Source organism: Amycolatopsis lurida (assembly GCF_900105055.1).
GTDB classification, from domain to species: Bacteria; Actinomycetota; Actinomycetes; order Mycobacteriales; family Pseudonocardiaceae; genus Amycolatopsis; species Amycolatopsis lurida.
This window is the reverse complement of sequence record NZ_FNTA01000003.1, coordinates 83,561-100,184: the sequence shown is the minus strand read 5'-3', so window position 1 is coordinate 100,184 and position 16,624 is coordinate 83,561. Positions and strand designations below refer to the sequence as shown.

Genomic DNA, 16,624 nt, shown 5'->3' with positions numbered 1-16,624 from the left:
CAGAGCTATCTGATGTAGTTGTTATAGTAAGTGTATAGCAGATATCCTTGAGGGGTGTTGCTGACTCTCGACCTCGACAGCGAGGTTCCGATCTACCAGCAGATCCGCGACCGGATCGTCGAAGCCGTCGCCGACGGCGTGCTGGCCGAGGGCAGCGCCCTGCCCTCCACCCGGCAACTCGGCGCCGATCTCGGGATCAACTTCCACACCGTCAACAAGGCCTATGACCTGCTGCGGACGCAGGGCTTCATCCGGATCAACCGCAAGACCGGCGCCGTGGTCCGGCGGGACGCGTCCTCCGGTCCGGCGGAAGACGGCTACGCGGACGAATGGCAAGAGCGCCTGCGCACTTTGCTGGCCGAAGCCGTCGCCCTGGGCCTGGGCCCGCGCGAAGTGACCAGCCGGTGCGAGTCCGTGCTGGGCTCCTTCGCCGTGAGCGCCCGCCGATGACCGGACCGCTCTGGCTGAACCTCGCCCTGATCGCGTTCACCGCGGCCACCTTCGCCTCGGCACCCGCGCTGGCACGGCCGACCCTTCCCTTCGGCGTCCGGGTCCCGGCCCGGCGCACCGGAGAGGCCGTGATCCTCCGCGCGCGGCGTCGCTACAACCGGGGAATCGCGGCAGGCGCGGTTGCCGCCTGCGCCGTCGTTCTCATCGACGAAATAGCACCCGAGGTCGTCCTGGTCGGTCTCGTCGCGACCTATTCGCTGCTCGGCGGCCTGGCCAGTCGTGCGATCGCCGCCGCGAAACGTCAGGAGGGCTGGTACGCCGGGGCCCGGCAGGCGGTCACCACCGACACCTCCTTGCGCTCCGACCCCGTCCGTCCACAGTGGATTCTGCTGGCGCCGGCGGTGCTGCTGACCGTCGTCACGGCGGCGATCGGCCTGGCCGTGGGCACGGCGAACTTCTCGACGGTCCTCACGCAGATCCTGGTCGTCGTGCTGATCCCGCCCCTGACCATCGCGATTTCCCGGGCCCGGCCCGAGATCGACGCCGCACAGCCGTCGGCGTCGGCGTCGCGGTACAGGGAATACCTGCACGGGGTGCTCAGCCTGCTCCTGGTCTCCGCGGGCTGCGTCACCGCGACCATGCTCGTCGTTTCGCTCCAGCTGTGGGAGGTCGTCGAGACGACTGTGCCGACGACGATCGTGGGCTACCTGCCCCTCCTCGCCGCCTTCATCGCGTGGATTGTCTTCTCCGTCCGCGCAGGCGACGCCGGACACCGGTTGACACCCACCGGCGACGAACCGGAGACCCGATACGAACAACGCGACGACGACCGCTATTGGCACGCCGCCGGGATGGTCTATCTGAACCGGAACGACCCCGCGCTCCTGGTGCACCGGCGGGTCGGGACGTACTGGACGCTCAACCTCGGGCATCCGATCGCCTGGGTCGTCCTCGCCGCGGTCGCCGTGGCCGGAGTGCTCGCCGGGCTCGGCATCGTCACGCTGCCCGAGAAGGGCGCCTGATCACAGGGCGTTACCCTGAGGCAATGACGTCGCAGAAAACCCCTCAAACGATGAAGCCCGCGACAGCGGCGAAGAAGCTGGGTGTGTACCTCGAGGCCACCCCGGTGGAGTTCCAGGAGGGTGTCGTCTCCCGCGACGAACTGAACGCGCTGCAGGCCGAACCGCCCGAGTGGCTGCGGGAACTGCGCCGCAATGGGCCGCACCCGCGTCCGGTCATCGCGGCGAAGCTGGGCGTCTCCATCAGCGGCCTGGCGCGCGGTGGGATCACGGGCACCCTCACCACCGAGCAGATCGACGCGATCAAGAACGAGAACCCCGACTGGCTGAAGCGGGAGCGCGAGACGCTGGCCGAGGTCCGCAAGGAGGAGGCGCGCCTCAAGGCCGCCCGCAGCGAAAGCTGACCGACCTCATCACGGAGGTGGCTGGGTACGCTCACCGTGCCAGGCAGGTGAGCGCCTTCGTGGCGAGTCGCCGAACCTCGCTCCAACCACTGTCACCGAACCAGGCCGCATCCGAACTCAGGGAGCCTTGGCGATCCGACACGGCGACGACCGCGGCCACGACCTCGCGGATCACGTCGCTCTCCTGGCTGTCACGGAGGATCGTCCCGATCGACGTGACCGGATCCACCAAGTCCCACGAGGTGTCGTCCGCCAGCCAATGGACGGCATTCGTGAGGTCCGGCCATCGGGTGTCCCCGCCCGCATCGTCCAGCGCTGGAGGCGCTGCTGAGAGCACTCTGAGCGCGTTGAGCACATCTTCACGCCGCTCGGGCCACGCGACATCCATTTTCGGCAGCCTACGCGCGGCATCGCTCGGTGCAGCTCGCCAACCCTGCCCGTAGGCACCAGGCCGTGTCCTGTAAGTCTGTTCGATGGGCTTCGGGATCCAGGTGGTTCCTGACGGTGCGGGCGGACGCGGCCTCGTACCGGGTCGTACTCGGCCGCGTCCGCCCGTCCCGTCAGGGACCCACCTGGGCGCGAAGACCGCGAACATGACTTACAGGACACGGCCTAACCGCGACGACGGGGTTTGCCGCGCTTCCCACCCTGAGGAGCGCGGCGATTCCCGGCCTGCGGCTTCCGGCCGGTGGCCTGAGGGCGTTTGCCCTTCGCCGGAGCCTTCTCCTGAGTCTTCTTTTCCGGAGCCTGCTGCCGCCCGCGCGTGCTGTTGACCGTGCGGCCGCGCACGATCCCGATGAACTGCTCCATCAGGTCGGAGGTCTCTTCGTCCGGCCAGGACAAGGCGACACCGGATTCGGGCGTGCCGGAGATCGGACGGTAGGTCAGGTCACGCCGGTGGTGCAGCCGCGCGAGTGACTGCGGGACGACGAGGAGCCCGACACCGGCGGCGACCAGCTCGATGGCGTCCGCCGTGGTCGCGGGGCGCTCCAGCGCGGGTTTCCCCGGTGGCGCGTCCCAGTCCAGCGTGTCGTCGAGCGGGTGCAGCACGATTTCGTCGGCGATGTCGTCGACGGTGACCTCGTCCGCGGCGGCGACCAGGTGGTCCTTGGGGACGACCACGACGGTCGTCTCGGTGTAGAGCGGGATCGCGTGCAGCCCCTCGCGATCGATGGGAAGCCTCAGCAGGACGGCGTCCACCTCGCGCTCCCGGACCAGCGCGGTGGCCTCGGCCGCGGTCGTCTGGACGAGTTCGAGCGGGACGTCGGGCGACCGCTCGTTCCAGATCCGGACCCACTTCGAGGGCGTCACGCCGGGGACGTACGCGAGTTTGAAGGAGGCGGGTGTGTCCGGGCCGGTCATGAGCCCAAGGTTACCGGGAGTATCGACGGAGGACTCCGGGGCCCGCGATGCTCGACCATGGCTCTTAGGGTCTTTCGACCTGTATTCGGGTGCTTGAGGTAACGGTGGCCGCGAACGGCTCGACTCGTGGTGCAGGGCGTCCACGGGGACGCTGGAACGAAATGAGCGATTCCCATGAGCCTTCCGCCCACGATGCCGCCCGCTCCGGAATCTCCGAATAAGTGGAAGAAATGGCCTTGGATCACCGGCGTCGTCGTCGCGGTCTTGTTGATCGCCGCGATCGCCGATGGCGGCAAGACCGATGATCCCGGGCGCACCGCGATCAGTGGTTCGACCTTGTCCAGCCCACCCATCGTGACCACCACGGATCCCGCTGTCGCGGCATCGGTGAGCTCCGCGGCCGAAGCGGCCCGCGAGTCCGTCTCACGTTCGATCGCCGAGTCGGCCGGCCGCTCGTCCGAGGCGGAACGGAAGTCCTCCGAAGCCGCGATCGCGCAGCGAAAGGCGGACGAAGAAGAGGCGAGCAAGGCCCGGAAGATCACTTACAGCGTGACCACCACGGGATCGGGCATCTCGTCCGTCACCTACCTGAAGCCCGGCTTCAATATTTCCCAGGAAACGAACGTCAAAGGCAAGAAGTGGTCAAAGACCATCGAGTCCGACGAATCGGCTCTGGGCGTCAACATGAACGCGCAGAACGCGGGCGGGGGCACCATCACCTGCCGGATCAGCAGGGGTGACGGCACGACCATCGCCGAGAACAGCAGCTCCGGTGCTTACGCTGTGGTGAGCTGCGGCTGAGCACCGTCATCGTGGGCGAGCCGGTGTCCCCAATGTCGCATCAGGGACACTGAGCGTCTCAAATGCGACATTGGGAACCCGGCGCACCCACGGCGCGAGACCCGCTACGGAGCCCAAGCCGCGGAGACCGCCCAGGTCACGTCCTGGTCGTACGAGACCGGGTTGTCGAACGGGTGGCCACCGCCGCCGGCGGCGACGTAGACCTCCTCGGCGTAGTGCCGCATGTTCGTGCCCAGTTCGTTCACCGACGCCAGCCGGACTCCACCGGCCGCGGGCTGGGCGCAGAACGTCGCGTCCTTCCGGAACAGGTCGGTGTTGTCGTTTCCGCCCAGCCGCACCCGGAAGTCCGCGTGCCGCAGGAACCGGCCCGGATAGTTGCGCGCCTCCAGCGAGTAGCACGACGGATCCGCGAGGCCGCGCCGCACGACGAACGTCGCGTCCGCCTTCAGCAACGCCGCGCTCCCCCCGTTCACCACATCCGTCCTCGCGAGACCGTCACGGTGCCGCAAGAACCGGTCGGTGAAGCCGGGTGTGGTCACCTTGAACGATCGCGCCTGGTCCAGCGGCAGATCCGCACCGCTGCGCCAAAGCGGGACCGACGCCGCCCACGTCGTGTCCGCCGCGAAGCTCGACGGCGTGTCCCACGGGTTCGCCCCGCCGCTGCGTGCCAGATAGACGGTCGCGGCGTAGTGCCGCAGATACGCGCCACGCTGGTTGAAGGACTCCAAAGCCGTTCCGCCTGCGCCTTCCCTCGTGCAGAAGGTCGCGTCGCCGGCGAACAGCGCCGAGCCGTCGTTCGCGTCCTTGCGGATCCGTGACGACGAATGCCGCAGGAAGTGCCCGGGGTAGTTCCGCGACTCGAACGACAGGCACGACGCGTCGGCCAACCCCTGGCGGGCCCAGAACGTCGCGTCCTTCTTGGCGAAGTCCGCACTGCCCTCGCCGAGGACGTCGGTCCTCACGAAGTCGTCCTGATGCCGCAGGTAGCGATCCGTGTACCCCGCCGTGGTGACCCGCAACGACACGAGTTCACCCCGGCCCACCTCGGTGCCCTTGGCGATGGCGAGCACCTTCTGGTTGATCTCGCGCACCCGCGCCTCGGTCATCTTCAGCACACGGCGGTCGTAGGTGTAGAAGCCGTTGACCTCGTTCTCGACGTCGTACGGCTCGGTGTAGACCGACGCGGAAAGCCCGCGGCCGTGCACGAACCGCCCGACCTGCTTGGTGATCTCCACGTACCGGTTCGTCAACGACGTCTCGTCCGGATACAGCGCGCCGTACGCGAACCCCTTGCCCGGTTCCCATTCGTGCCCGGCGACGCGCCTCCCGAGCCCGCCGTACTCACCCAGCACGGCGATCCGGCGCGCGTCAGGTTGCCTCGTACCGGTGGAGACCTGGTACGCGTGATCGTCGATCACATCGCCGTTGCCCGGGTCCGGATCGGAGACGCAGCAGTTCGATCCGGAGTTGTGGTTGATCAGCCGGGTGTCGTCGATCGAGCGGACGAGATCGACGATCCGGCCGGCCTCGTACTCGCCCCAGCCTTCGTTGAACGGCACCCACTGCACGATCGACGTGATGCCCTTGTGCTGCTCGATCATCCGCCGCAGTTCGGACTCGAAGTTCGCGTGCCCGTTCGGGACCTCGTCGACCGAGTCGAGCGACGGCATGTCCTGCCAGACCATCAGCCCGAGCCGGTCGGCGTGGTAGAACCACCGCGCGGGCTCGACCTTGATGTGCTTGCGGACCATGTTGAAGCCCAGCGCCTTCTGCCGTTCGAGGTCGAACCGCAGTGCCTCGTCGGTCGGCGCGGTGTAGATGCCGTCCGGCCAGTATCCCTGGTCGAGCGTGCCGAGCTGGAAGACGAACTTCCCGTTGAGCAGCGGCCGCATCACGCCGCCGACCATCGCCTTGCCCAGCGACCGCATGCCGAAGTACCCCGTGACGACGTCGCCTCCCGGCAGCCGGACGCGCAGGTCGTAGAGGAACGGGTCGTCCGGCGACCACAGCCGCGCGTTCGGCACCGGAACCCGCAGGCGGGAACCGACTGCACCGGTGGCGGTCCCCACCACTTGACCACCCGAAAGGACTTCGGCGGTCGCTTGCTGCCCGGCCGTCCCTTGGACGACGAGGTCGAGCGCGCCGCCGGGAACATCGGGGGTGGTGTCGAGCCGCGTGATGTGCTCCGCACGCACAGGCTCCAGCCAGACGGTCTGCCAGATCCCCGACGCGGCCGTGTAGAAGATGCCGTCAGGCGTCTTCCGCTGCTTCCCCACCGGATAACGGCTTCCGTCGACAGGCGACGCCACGCCGACGACGATCTCGTTCTCTCCCGCCTTGAGCGCCGGGGTGATGTCGAACGAGAAGGCGTCGAAACCGCCGGTGTGGTTCCCGACCGGCGTCCCGTTGACCCAGACCCTGGTCTCCCAGGTGACGGCACCGAAGTTGAGCTTCACCCGGCGACCGTCCCAAGTGGACGGAACGGTGAACGTCCGGCGATAGAACATGGTGTCCTCATGCCGTTTGATCCCCGAAAGCATCGACTCGATCGGGTAGGGCACGAGGACGTTCTCGCTCAGCGGCCTGCCGATCGGCGGCGAGTTCAGGTTCGGTGCACCGGTGAAACCCCAGGTGCCGTTGAGGTTGAGCCACTCCGACCGCACCAGTTGCGGGCGCGGGTACTCGGGCAGCGCGTTCGACGGCGAGACCTGGTCCGTCCACGGGGTCGGAAGCGGGACGGGGGCGGCTTGGGCGACGGGGACGAGTGTCGTCGCGGCGGCCAGCAGACCGGCCACGACGCTCAGGGCGCGCGCGGTTCTTCGGTGCATGCGATCTCCCTATCTCCGGGCGGTCGTACGCGCCAATGACCGTTGCAGCACAACGACCACCAAGAGGAACGCGCCGCTGACCACCGACTGGTAGTTGCTGTCGAGAGTTCCGATCTGGTTGATGACGTTCTGGATCACCGTTCGGATGCCCACTCCGATGACCGTGCCGAGAATCGTGCCCATTCCGCCGGTCAGCAGGGTGCCCCCGATGACGACGACGGAGATGGCGTCCAGTTCGAGGCCGACCCCGATCACCGTGACGCCGGATTGGAGATACGCCGCGGTGAGCGCGCCCGCCAGCCCGGACAGGAGGCCGCTCATCACATAGACGGTGACCTTGGTGCGCGCCACCGGCAGCCCCATCAGTTTCGCGGACTGTTCCGATCCGCCGGTCGCGAACACCGACTGCCCGAACCGGGTCCGCCGCAACAGCAGCCCGCCGAGCAGGCAGAGCGCCGCCGCGATGAACACCGGATAGCCGAACCCGAACAGCGTGCCGCGCCCGAGTTCGACGAACACCTCGTCTTCCGGGATCTTGTACGTCGTCGCACCCTCGCTGGTGATCGCGAGCAGCAGCCCGCGGGCGAACAGCAGGGACGCCAGCGTGACGATGAACGGCGCCATCCCGGTCTTCGCCACGAGCAGCCCGTTGACCAGGCCGATCAGCCCGCACACCGCCAGCGGCAGCAGCAGCGCGACGAGGAATCCCCATTGCGACCCGTAGGCGGCGAGGACCCCGCCGAGCGCGTAGACCGACCCCACCGACAGGTCGATCCCGCCGGTGATGATCACGAACGTCATCCCGAGCGCGATGATCGCGAGGAACGAGCTCTGCAACGCGATGTCGCGCAGGTTGTCCAGGCTGCCGAAGCGCGGGAACAGCAGCCACGCGACGGCGACCATGAGCACCAGCGCGATCGCCGCGCCCTGTTTCTGCAGGACCCCGGTCATCAGCTCGCGCCGGGTGGAGTCCTGAGCGGCCATCGTGGGCGCCGCGGTCATCGGCTGCTCCGTTCCCGTGCGACGTACACCGCGCCGACGATGATCGCGGCCTGGATCATCTGCGCGGTCGAATCCGGCAGGTTGTGCTTGATGAGCGTGGCGCGGACGAGCTGCATGAGCAGGACCCCCATCACCGTGCCGAGGATGCGGACGCGCCCGCCGGTCAGCGGGGTGCCGCCGACCACGACCGCGGTGATCGCGGACAGTTCCATCAGCAGGCCTGCGTCCGCGGGGTCGCCCGCGCCGAGCCGGGCCGTGGAAAGCACTCCGGCCAGCGCCGCGAGCAGCCCGCAGATCGCGTAGACGCCGATGAGGACGCGGGTGACCGGCAGCCCGGCGAGCACGCTGGCCCGCCGGTTGCCGCCGATCGCGACCAGCCGCCTGCCGAACGCCGTCTTCCCGACCAGCGCCGCCATCAGCACGGCGAGGACGGCCGCGATGAGCACGCTCACGGGGATCCCGAGCACCTCGCCGGTGCCGAGCGCGAGGAACCCCGGATCGTGCAACTGGATCAGCTGGCCATCGGCGAGCACCAGCGCGAGCCCGCGCCCGCCGACGAGCAACGCCAGCGTCGCCACGATGGGTTGAATCCCGACTCTGGCCACGAGAACGCCGTTGAACGCCCCAGCCGCCAGCCCCGCGGCGAGCGCGATGGCGACCGCGGGCAGCGTTCCGTAGCCGAGGTACAGCGGCACGAGCGCGGCCGACAGCGCCATCACCGCGCCCACCGACAGGTCGACGCCCTCCGTGCCGATCACCAGCGCCATCCCGAGCGCGACCACCAGTACCGGCGCGGCCTGGATGAGCTGGGTGCGGAAGTTGCCGACGGTCAGGAAGTTCGCCGTGAACGCGATGTTGAACAGCACGAGCGCGACGACGGCGACGTACACGCCGTACTCCTGCAGCCACCGCGCCACCCGGGTCCGGTCCACCGTTTTCGCCGTGTCCGTCATGGTGGGCCCCGGTTCCTCCGTTCTCCGCTGGGTGCTAGTCATCCGTGCCGCCCGAGGCGATCGCGGCCAGCACGTGGTCCTGCGTCAGCTGCTCCCCCGCCAGTTCCCCGACCACCGCGCCGTCCTTGAGCACGATCAGCCGGTCGGCGCCGTCGAGGAGTTCGTCCATCTCCGAGGAGATCAGCAGGACGGCGAGCCCGTCCTTCGCGAGTTCGTCGATGAGCGCCTGCACCTCCGCCTTCGCGCCGACGTCGATCCCCCGGGTCGGCTCGTCGAGCAGCAGCACCTTCGGTTCGGTACAGAGCCAGCGGGCCAGCAGCACCTTCTGCTGATTGCCGCCGGAGAGCTCCGCGACCTTCTGATCCGGGCTGGACACCTTGATCCGCAGGCGTTTCACGAACGTATCGACGATGCTGTCCTGCCGGGCACGGCTGACCAAGCCGAACCGGGACAGCTTCGGCAGCGCGGCGAGCACGATGTTCTCCCGTACCGAGAGATGCGGGATGATGCCCTCGGTCTTGCGGTCTTCGGCGAGCATGCTGACCCCCGCGCGCATCGCGGCGGCCACGTTCCCTTGCGGGACTTGCCTTCCACCGACGAGGACGGTGCCGCCGGACAGCGGCAGATCACCGACGATCGCCCGCGCGGTCTCCGTCCGGCCGGAGCCGAGCAGCCCGGCGAGACCGACGATCTCGCCGGGCCTGATCTCCACCGAGACCCCGCCGAGGCGATTGCCGCTGGTGAGGTTCTCCGCGCGCAGCACCGGTTCCCGGCCCGCCTCGTGATCGCCCTCGAACGCCGTCGCGCCGTGCGAGCGGATGTCGCCCACACTGCGGCCGAGCATCATCGACACCAGTTCCAGCCGCGGCAGACCGGCGAGTAATCCGGTGTGGATCCGCTTGCCGTCCCGCAGCACCGTCACCCGGTCGCAGATCCGGTACAGCTCGTCCATGCGGTGACTGACGTACACGATCGCGATCCCGCGTTCGTGCAGTCCGCCGATGACCTCGAACAGCGTCTCGACCTCACGCGGTTCCAGCGAGGACGTCGGCTCGTCCATGATCACGACGTCGGCGTCGACCGACACCGCACGGGCCAGCGCGACCATCTGCTGCGCGCCGACCCCGAGTGTCCCGAGTGGACGGCGGACGTCGGCGTCGATGCCGTAATCCTTCAGCAGCGCCGCCGCGTCGGCGTTCATCCGCGCCCAGTCCACCAGCCCGAACCGCTTCCGCGGCTCCCGGCCGAGGTACACGTTGCTCGCCACGCTCATCAGCGGGATGAGGTTGACCTCCTGGTAGATCGTGGAGATCGCGCCCCGCGCGTGGATCGTGCCGGAGTCCGGCTTGTGCACGCCGGTGAGCACCTTGATCAGCGTCGACTTTCCGGCGCCGTTCTCACCCACCAGCGCGTGCACCTCGCCCGGCCGCAGCGCGAACGACACGTCGTCGAGCGCGCGCACCCCGGCGAACGTCTTCGTCACGCCTTCGACCTCGAGAACCGGTTCCATCGTCAGTACGCGTTCCCGAGCTTCTGGGCCGCGTTCGCCGAGTCGTACTGGTCGTCGGAGATCACCACGGTCGGCGGGATCTCCTTGCCGGCGGCGAAGTCCTGCAGCGTGGAGAAGGCGAGCGGGCCGAAGCGCGGGTTGGACTCGATCACCGCGTTGTAGCTGCCGTCGGCGATGAGCTGGACGGCGTTGCGGGTGCCGTCGATCGAGACGATCTTGACGTCCTTGCCCGGTGTCTTGCCCGCGGCCTTGAGCGCGGTGACCGCGCCGATGCCCATCTCGTCGTTCTCGGCGTAGACGGCGGTGATCTCCGGGTTGCTCTGGATGAGCTGCTCCATGACCGCCTGGCCCTTGGACCGGTCGAACTCGCCGGTCTGCTCGGCGACGATCTGGATCCCCGTGGTCGCGGCGATCTCGTCCTTGAACCCCTTGGTGCGATCGGTGGTCACGTTGTTGCCCGACGCGCCGAGCAGGATCGCGACCTTGCCGGTGCCGCCGGTCGCCTTCACCATCTCCTGCGCGGCGCGTTTGCCCTGCTCGACGAAATTGGAGCCGATGAAGGTCAGGTAGTCGGTGCACGGCTGCGAGGTCACCTTGCGGTCGATCGTGACGACCGGAACCTTCTTAGCCTTCGCCGCGTCTAGGGCGGGCTGGAGGCCGTCGGAGTTCAGCGGAGCGACGATGAGCAGCTGCGCGCCACGGTCCAGCAACGACTTGATGTCGCTGACCTGCTTGTTGAGGTCGCTCTGCGCGTTGGTGATCAGGAGTTTGTCCGCCGGGACGCCGAGTTTCGTCGCTTCGTCCTTGATGGACTGCGTCTCGGCGATGCGGAACGGGTTCGCCTCCTTCTCCGACTGGGAGAAGCCGATGATCGCGTTCTTCACGTCCACCTGCGGGTAGCCGGTCTTCTCGCGGGCGCATCCCGGCCCCGCGGCCTGGCTCGGCGCCGCCGAGGCGGCCGGTCCCGCCCCCGACGGGGCGGATTGCTGGTTCTCGCGGCTGGTGCAGGCCGTCAGCGCGAGCGCGAGGCCGGTCACCAGGAGCAGGGTGCGGCGGATGGGCAGGGACATCGATCGCTCCTCGGGGAAGTCGAGCACACGGATCTGCGGTGACCCATGTCACTCATAGGGACGATGCCAGATTTACATCGTTGGTACAACGTTGTAAATCCGCCGTTCGCGCGGCTAGGCTGTGCCGGATCTGTGCCGGAGCACTGCAGAGGGGAGCGAGGGTGGCCACGCTCAAGGACGTCGCCAAGCTGGCGGGCGTCTCGGTCAAGACCGTGTCGAACGTGGTCAACGGCTACGACTTCGTCAAGCCGGAGAACCGCAAGCGCGTCGAGGAGGCACTGGCGTCGACCGGATACCGGCCCAACCTCGGTGCCCGCAATCTCCGCCGCGGCCGCACCGGGTTCCTCGGGCTGATGCTGCCCGAGCTGAGCATCCCGTACTTCGGCGAGCTGGCGGGACTGGTGCTGCAGGCGGCGCAGGAACACGAGTGGAACGTCCTGATCGAACAGACCCTCGGCACCAGGGAACGCGAACGCAACGCGCTGTCCGCCCTCGGCCCGCATCTGATCGACGGCGCGATCATCAGCCCGGAGGCGTTGCACACCAACGACTTCGAGGATCTGGCGCCGGGCGTGCCGCTGGTGATGCTCGGCGAGCACGTCGTCGACGTCCCGATAGACCACGTCGGCATCGACAACGTCCAGGCCGCCAGGATCGCGGTGCGGCACCTGATCTCGCTCGGCCGCCGCCGGATCGCCGCCATCGGCGCGCATCCGCAACGCCACACCGCCGCACAACGGCTGGAGGGCTACCACTCCGCGCTCGAAGAAGCCGGTCTCACGCCCATTCCCGAACTGGTCCTGCCCGCTCTGCGCTACCACCGCGCCAACGGCGCCGAGGCGATGGCGCATCTGCTCGCGCTGCCGGAACCGCCGGACGCGGTCTTCTGCTTCAACGACCTTCTCGCCATCGGCGCCCTGCGCGCCGCGGCCGAACGCGGCGTCCAGGTGCCGTCGGACATGGCGATCGTCGGCTTCGACAACAACGAGGAGAGCGCGTACAGCCTGCCTTCGCTCACGACGATCGCGCCTGACAAGGCGGCGATCGCGCGGGCCGCGGTCGATCTGCTGCGGCGGCGTATCGCGGGCGGGAGCGACCTGGAACCGGAAGACGTCCAGACGCCGTTCTCGCTGGAGATCCGGAACAGCACCATCGCCTGACCCCCGCATTTCGTCCTCTGAACGCGGTAGTTGCGTGCGCAAGGACCGCATTCAGAGGACTGAGCGCGGGACTCGTGGCATTGTGTGTCCGTGAACCGGGCCCTGGCCGTGCTGACCATCGTCGCGTACGTGACGTTGCCGCTCGGCTCGGCCCGATACGAGACGCTCGTGCTGCCGACACTTCTCGCCGGGCTGGTCTACGCGGCGATCGCGATCGCCGGCTTCCCTTGGGTGCAGAAACACGGGCGCGCTTGGGCGATCGCGTACGTCTGCGTTCAGTTACCGCTCGGCTTCACCCTGTTCTCGCTTTCGGGCGCCGCCGTCGGTGCCGTCCTGCTTCTCGTGATCCTCGTCTGCCACACCGTGTTGCTGCTGCCGCTGCCGGTGGCCTTCGGGGTCGCGGTGGTGATCCCGTTGATCCACCTGCCGATGGCGCCGCTGGACGGGCTCCGTGAGGGGCTCGGGACGCTGGCGGTCATGGTCTTCGCCGCCGTGGTGACCGAACTGGTGGTCCGCGAGAAGCGTGCGCGAGAGGAACTGGCCGAGGCGCACGAACGTCTTCGCGACCAGGCGGCGCAGGCCGAACAGCTCGCCACGATCCAGGAACGCAACCGCCTCGCGCGCGACATCCACGACGGGCTCGGTCACCATCTCACCGTCGTCCAGATGATGTTGCAGGCCGCCCGCGCGGTGATCGGCACCGGCGACACGGAACGGGCCGACGGGATGCTCGCCAAGGCACAGGACCAGTCGCGCGAGGCGTTGGCGGAGGTCCGCCGGTCGGTGTCGGCGTTGCGGGAGCCGCGTTCCGAGCCGCTCGCGGACGCGGTGCGGGCCCTGACGGAGGAGACTTCCGCGGCGGGCGTGCCGACCGGGTTCGAGGTCAAAGGCACCGCGCGGAACGCTCGCGCCGACGTGGAGGAGTCGCTGTTCCGGGCGGCCCAGGAGGGACTGACCAACGTGCGCAAGCACGCGCGGGCCACCGCGGCGACCGTGGTGCTCGACTACGCCGTCGCCGATCGAGTCCGGCTCGAAGTTCGCGACGACGGGCTCGGGTTCGCCGGGGATCCTCCGCCGGACAAGGGTTTCGGTCTCGTGGGACTACGCGAGCGGGTCGCCGGGCTCGGGGGCAGCGTCTCGGTCGACTCCGAAGAAGGGCACGGGTTGACGCTCACCGTGGAGGTGCCGGGATGAGCGTCCGGGTGCTGATCGTCGACGACCAGGCGTTGTTCCGCGAAGCGTTGGCGACCCTGCTGGAGGTCCAGCCGGAGATCGATGTCGTCGGTGAGGCCGCGAACGGCGAGGAGGCCGTCCGGCTCTGCGCCGAACTCCGTCCCGACGTCGCGCTGATGGACCTGCGGATGCCGGTGCTGGACGGGATCGCGGCCACCGCGCGGCTTCGGGCCGAGCAACCGGACGTGCGCGTCCTGGCGCTGACGACGTTCGACGACGACGAGGACGTGTTCGCCGCGTTGCGTGCGGGCGCCGTCGGCTATCTGCTCAAGGACGTCTCGTCGACGCGGCTGGTCGAAGCGCTGGTCGCGGCCCAACGGGGCGAATCGGTGCTGCAACCCTCGGTCGCGGCGAAGCTCATCGCGAGGGTGGCGCGGCTGCCCGCCGAGGCACCTCGGCCGTTGGCGACCCCGCTTTCGGAGCGTGAACTCGAGGTCGTCCGGCTCCTGGCGGACGGCCGCAGCAACCGCGAGATCGCCAAGACGCTGTTCCTCGCCGAGGGCACCGTGAAGAACCTCGTGACGAACGTCCTGTCCAAGCTCCAGGTGCGGGATCGCACCCAGGCGGCCCTGCGCGCGAAGGAGCTCGGCCTGTTCTGATCGGCGAGTCGTGACTGGATGGACGACACGCGTGATCAGACGGACGACACGCGTGACTGGATGGACGACACACGCACGACGCGGTCACATGACCTCGCACATGACTTCCGGCACCTGCTCCCGTGCCCCGCCTCGGCCGAACATTGCTCCCATCGCATCGACCGAGGGAGCCGAAATGAAGCACACGACAGAACCGAAGACCCGTAAGCAGGCCGTCCTGCACTTCATCCGCCACGCCGTGGAAATGCTGGTCGCGATGGTGGCCGGAATGATCGTCCTGGAGCCGGTCTGGTCGTTCCTGTGGCCGGGCCTTCCCGGGAACGTGACCGCGAACGCCTTGGTGATGGCCACGAACATGTCGCTCGGCATGGCGCTGTGGATGCGGATCCGGCGTCACGGCTGGGCTTCGATCGCCGAGATGTCGGCCGCGATGTACGTGCCGTATCTGCTGTTCCTGCCGTTCTTCTGGACCGGCTTGATCTCGGGATCGACAGTGATGACGGCCGGGCACGTGCTGATGGTGCCCGCGATGCTCGGCGCCATGTTCCGCCGCCGCACCGACTACGGGCTCTGACCATGCGATTTTTCACCGTGCTGGCGTTCACCGTCGCCGCGCTGGCTCTGCCGGTCACCTTCGGCGCGGTCACCCTCAACGCCAGCTTCGAAGACCGCTACACGCCGAGAAGCGACGGCATCACGCCGCGCCCGGCCCACCGGCCGCACGATCCCGTGAAACCGACCGCGGTGGTCGTCGTGGGGAACGAGGGTGCCGTCGTCTCCGACGCGCTCGCGCCCTACGAGGTCCTGGCGGCGTCCGGCGCGTTCAACGTCTACACCGTCGCGCCGGAGGTCCGGCCGGTCACGCTGACCGGCGGCCTCGACCTCATCCCGGACCTGGGTTTCGCCGACCTCGACAGGCTGCTCTCGTCCGCCGCGCCGGACGTCGTGGTGGTGCCCGCGTTGCCGGATCTCGGCGAGCCGACCACGCGGCCAGTGACCGACTGGCTGAAGCGGCAGTCGGCGCGGGGCTCGCTGCTCATGAGCGTCTGCAACGGTTCGGGCGTGCTCGCGACGGCCGGGCTCCTCGACGGGCGGAAAGCCACCGCGCACTGGATCCGCATCGACGGCTTCGACGACGAGTTCCCCGCCGTGGACTGGATTCGCGGCACGCGCTACGTCGACGACGGGAACATTCTGACCACGGCGGGGATCCTCTCCGGGATCGACGGGGCACTCCGGCTCACCGAGCGCTTCGCCGGCACCGAGACCGCGCGGAAGGCGGCGGAAGCCGTCGGCTGGGCCCACTACTCCCCCGGCTCCAGCCCGCCTATGACGCAGAACACCTTCGAAGCCGCGGACACCGTGGTCGGGTTCAACACCGCCTTCCGGTGGGACAAGCCCAGGCTGGAAGTCCTGCTGACGACCGGGATCCGCGAGCTGGAACTGGCCGCGGTGTTCGACACCTACGGCCAGTCCCTCGCGGTCGAGACGCGGGCGGTCGGTCTCGACGGCACGCCGATCCGGTCCCGGCACGGACTGACCTTCGCGCCGCGCGGCACCCCCACCACCGAGCTCGACCGGCTGATCGTGCCCGGCACCGACGCGGCCGCGAGTCACGCCGCCGACCGATACTCCGGGCTCGCACCGGTGTACCTGCACTCGGTGCCGGGGTTCCCGTTCGACGCCGTACTCGAAGACCTCGTCCGCACCACGGACAGCGCGACCACGCGGTGGACTGCCAGAACACTGGAGTACCGGACCGACCACCTCGCGCTCGACGGCGAAGCGTGGCCGTGGACGGTCACGCTCCGGCCGTTCGGGTTGGCCGCCCTCGGCCTGCTCGCGGCCTTCGGGATCCGCGCCGTCAGCCGGCGATTCGCGGGCCAGGGCCCGTCTCCCGTACGACGCGGTAGCGGGGATTCGCACTGACCAGTGACTCGACCTCGCCGGGCAGGCCGTCGAGCGCGGCTTGGATGGCCGCGAGCCGTCCCGCGGTATCCGAGGTCTCTTCGAAGTGCCGGTAGTCCGCTTCACTCGCCCAGCTGACGACGTTCACGACCCTCGTCCCGTCCACGCTCGCGTGGAAACGGGCCGAAACGTAGCCCGGGTAGAACCGGACCCAGCGGTCCTGGATCTCCGCGAAGGCCTCGATCAACGCCGCCTGGGTCTCCGGTCCGTCGACCGCGTACTCGATGATCGAGTAGAAACCTCTGTCCTCGCCCATGTTCACTCC

Annotated in this window: 17 protein-coding genes; 9 read left to right on the top strand and 8 right to left on the bottom strand. The window is 68.7% G+C overall.

The window, feature by feature from the left end:
* Positions 1 to 54 precede the first annotated feature (54 nt).
* Genes BLW75_RS02835 through BLW75_RS02825 form a run of 3 tightly spaced genes read left to right on the top strand, consistent with a single transcriptional unit; the run spans position 55 to position 1,873 of the window.
* A complete protein-coding gene (locus BLW75_RS02835) occupies positions 55 to 450 on the top strand; it encodes a GntR family transcriptional regulator (protein WP_034318779.1) in 396 nt (131 codons plus the stop codon).
* A complete protein-coding gene (locus BLW75_RS02830; RefSeq protein WP_034318782.1) occupies positions 447 to 1,472 on the top strand; it encodes a DUF1648 domain-containing protein in 1,026 nt (341 codons plus the stop codon). Before BLW75_RS02835 ends, BLW75_RS02830 begins: the two co-directional genes overlap by 4 nt.
* Positions 1,473 to 1,522: 50 nt before the next feature.
* Positions 1,523 to 1,873: a DUF5997 family protein gene (locus tag BLW75_RS02825; protein ID WP_091596647.1), complete on the top strand. Its 351-nt coding sequence runs from the start codon at positions 1,523 to 1,525 to the stop codon at positions 1,871 to 1,873.
* Positions 1,874 to 1,904: 31 nt separating this feature from the next.
* Here the strand turns inward: BLW75_RS02825 and BLW75_RS02820 are convergent, their stop codons facing one another.
* Both BLW75_RS02820 and BLW75_RS02815 read right to left on the bottom strand, forming a co-directional pair.
* Complete coding sequence (locus BLW75_RS02820; RefSeq protein ID WP_241783916.1) at positions 1,905 to 2,261, bottom strand: SCO4402 family protein; 357 nt, start codon at positions 2,259 to 2,261, stop codon at positions 1,905 to 1,907.
* A 224-nt stretch (positions 2,262 to 2,485) separates the two neighbouring features.
* On the bottom strand, positions 2,486 to 3,235 hold the full coding sequence (locus tag BLW75_RS02815; protein WP_034318790.1) for a LysR family substrate-binding domain-containing protein: 750 nt from the start codon (positions 3,233 to 3,235) through the stop codon (positions 2,486 to 2,488).
* 267 nt (positions 3,236 to 3,502) lie between these two features.
* Here BLW75_RS02815 and BLW75_RS02810 point away from each other — a divergent pair, with 267 nt between their 5' ends.
* Positions 3,503 to 4,036 carry an MmpS family transport accessory protein gene (locus tag BLW75_RS02810; RefSeq protein WP_167373465.1) on the top strand — a complete coding sequence of 178 codons (534 nt, stop codon included), beginning with the start codon at positions 3,503 to 3,505 and terminating at the stop codon, positions 4,034 to 4,036.
* A 104-nt stretch (positions 4,037 to 4,140) separates the two neighbouring features.
* Here BLW75_RS02810 and BLW75_RS02805 read toward each other — a convergent pair whose 3' ends face one another.
* From BLW75_RS02805 to BLW75_RS02785, 5 genes are read right to left on the bottom strand one after another with little or no spacing between them, the layout of a single operon-like run.
* Positions 4,141 to 6,864 carry an AbfB domain-containing protein gene (locus BLW75_RS02805; RefSeq protein ID WP_034318795.1) on the bottom strand — a complete coding sequence of 908 codons (2,724 nt, stop codon included), beginning with the start codon at positions 6,862 to 6,864 and terminating at the stop codon, positions 4,141 to 4,143.
* A 9-nt stretch (positions 6,865 to 6,873) separates the two neighbouring features.
* A complete protein-coding gene (locus BLW75_RS02800; protein ID WP_034318798.1) occupies positions 6,874 to 7,866 on the bottom strand; it encodes an ABC transporter permease in 993 nt (330 codons plus the stop codon).
* A complete protein-coding gene (locus BLW75_RS02795; RefSeq protein ID WP_034318802.1) occupies positions 7,863 to 8,819 on the bottom strand; it encodes an ABC transporter permease in 957 nt (318 codons plus the stop codon). Before BLW75_RS02795 ends, BLW75_RS02800 begins: the two co-directional genes overlap by 4 nt.
* Before the next feature lie 34 nt (positions 8,820 to 8,853).
* The gene (locus tag BLW75_RS02790) at positions 8,854 to 10,329 is read right to left on the bottom strand and encodes a sugar ABC transporter ATP-binding protein (RefSeq protein WP_091596640.1); all 1,476 of its coding nucleotides are present in this window, start codon (positions 10,327 to 10,329) and stop codon (positions 8,854 to 8,856) included.
* A 2-nt stretch (positions 10,330 to 10,331) separates the two neighbouring features.
* Positions 10,332 to 11,399, bottom strand: coding sequence for an ABC transporter substrate-binding protein (locus BLW75_RS02785; RefSeq protein ID WP_034319068.1), 1,068 nt, complete (start codon positions 11,397 to 11,399; stop codon positions 10,332 to 10,334).
* 161 nt (positions 11,400 to 11,560) lie between these two features.
* On the opposite strand from BLW75_RS02785, the gene BLW75_RS02780 reads away from it, so the two are divergent.
* The 5 genes from BLW75_RS02780 (at position 11,561) to BLW75_RS02760 (ending at position 16,320) form a co-directional block, all read left to right on the top strand.
* Complete coding sequence (locus BLW75_RS02780) at positions 11,561 to 12,559, top strand: LacI family DNA-binding transcriptional regulator (RefSeq protein WP_034318806.1); 999 nt, start codon at positions 11,561 to 11,563, stop codon at positions 12,557 to 12,559.
* Between the two features lie 90 nt (positions 12,560 to 12,649).
* Positions 12,650 to 13,753 (top strand): sensor histidine kinase, encoded by a 1,104-nt coding sequence (locus tag BLW75_RS02775; RefSeq protein WP_241783918.1) that lies wholly within the window; start codon positions 12,650 to 12,652, stop codon positions 13,751 to 13,753.
* The gene (locus BLW75_RS02770) at positions 13,750 to 14,391 is read left to right on the top strand and encodes a response regulator (RefSeq protein WP_034318813.1); all 642 of its coding nucleotides are present in this window, start codon (positions 13,750 to 13,752) and stop codon (positions 14,389 to 14,391) included. The genes BLW75_RS02775 and BLW75_RS02770 overlap by 4 nt, the downstream gene beginning before the upstream one ends.
* Before the next feature lie 175 nt (positions 14,392 to 14,566).
* Positions 14,567 to 14,965: a hypothetical protein gene (locus BLW75_RS02765; RefSeq protein ID WP_034318817.1), complete on the top strand. Its 399-nt coding sequence runs from the start codon at positions 14,567 to 14,569 to the stop codon at positions 14,963 to 14,965.
* Between the two features lie 2 nt (positions 14,966 to 14,967).
* Positions 14,968 to 16,320: a DJ-1/PfpI family protein gene (locus BLW75_RS02760; RefSeq protein WP_034318820.1), complete on the top strand. Its 1,353-nt coding sequence runs from the start codon at positions 14,968 to 14,970 to the stop codon at positions 16,318 to 16,320.
* On the opposite strand, the gene BLW75_RS02755 is transcribed toward BLW75_RS02760, so the two are convergent.
* Positions 16,256 to 16,615, bottom strand: coding sequence for an antibiotic biosynthesis monooxygenase family protein (locus tag BLW75_RS02755; RefSeq protein WP_034318823.1), 360 nt, complete (start codon positions 16,613 to 16,615; stop codon positions 16,256 to 16,258). The two genes, BLW75_RS02760 and BLW75_RS02755, sit on opposite strands and share 65 nt — an antisense overlap.
* Positions 16,616 to 16,624 lie beyond the last annotated feature (9 nt).

Coding starts and splice junctions, on each gene's coding strand:
- BLW75_RS02755 (WP_034318823.1), bottom strand. CDS start 16,615: ATGGGCGAGGACAGAGGTTTCTACTCGATCATCGAGTACGCGGTCGAC.
- BLW75_RS02830 (WP_034318782.1), top strand. CDS start 447: ATGACCGGACCGCTCTGGCTGAACCTCGCCCTGATCGCGTTCACCGCG.
- BLW75_RS02815 (WP_034318790.1), bottom strand. CDS start 3,235: ATGACCGGCCCGGACACACCCGCCTCCTTCAAACTCGCGTACGTCCCC.
- BLW75_RS02790 (WP_091596640.1), bottom strand. CDS start 10,329: ATGGAACCGGTTCTCGAGGTCGAAGGCGTGACGAAGACGTTCGCCGGG.
- BLW75_RS02770 (WP_034318813.1), top strand. CDS start 13,750: ATGAGCGTCCGGGTGCTGATCGTCGACGACCAGGCGTTGTTCCGCGAA.
- BLW75_RS02765 (WP_034318817.1), top strand. CDS start 14,567: ATGAAGCACACGACAGAACCGAAGACCCGTAAGCAGGCCGTCCTGCAC.
- BLW75_RS02805 (WP_034318795.1), bottom strand. CDS start 6,864: ATGCACCGAAGAACCGCGCGCGCCCTGAGCGTCGTGGCCGGTCTGCTG.
- BLW75_RS02785 (WP_034319068.1), bottom strand. CDS start 11,399: ATGTCCCTGCCCATCCGCCGCACCCTGCTCCTGGTGACCGGCCTCGCG.
- BLW75_RS02825 (WP_091596647.1), top strand. CDS start 1,523: ATGAAGCCCGCGACAGCGGCGAAGAAGCTGGGTGTGTACCTCGAGGCC.
- BLW75_RS02820 (WP_241783916.1), bottom strand. CDS start 2,261: ATGGATGTCGCGTGGCCCGAGCGGCGTGAAGATGTGCTCAACGCGCTC.
- BLW75_RS02795 (WP_034318802.1), bottom strand. CDS start 8,819: ATGACGGACACGGCGAAAACGGTGGACCGGACCCGGGTGGCGCGGTGG.
- BLW75_RS02760 (WP_034318820.1), top strand. CDS start 14,968: ATGCGATTTTTCACCGTGCTGGCGTTCACCGTCGCCGCGCTGGCTCTG.
- BLW75_RS02800 (WP_034318798.1), bottom strand. CDS start 7,866: ATGACCGCGGCGCCCACGATGGCCGCTCAGGACTCCACCCGGCGCGAG.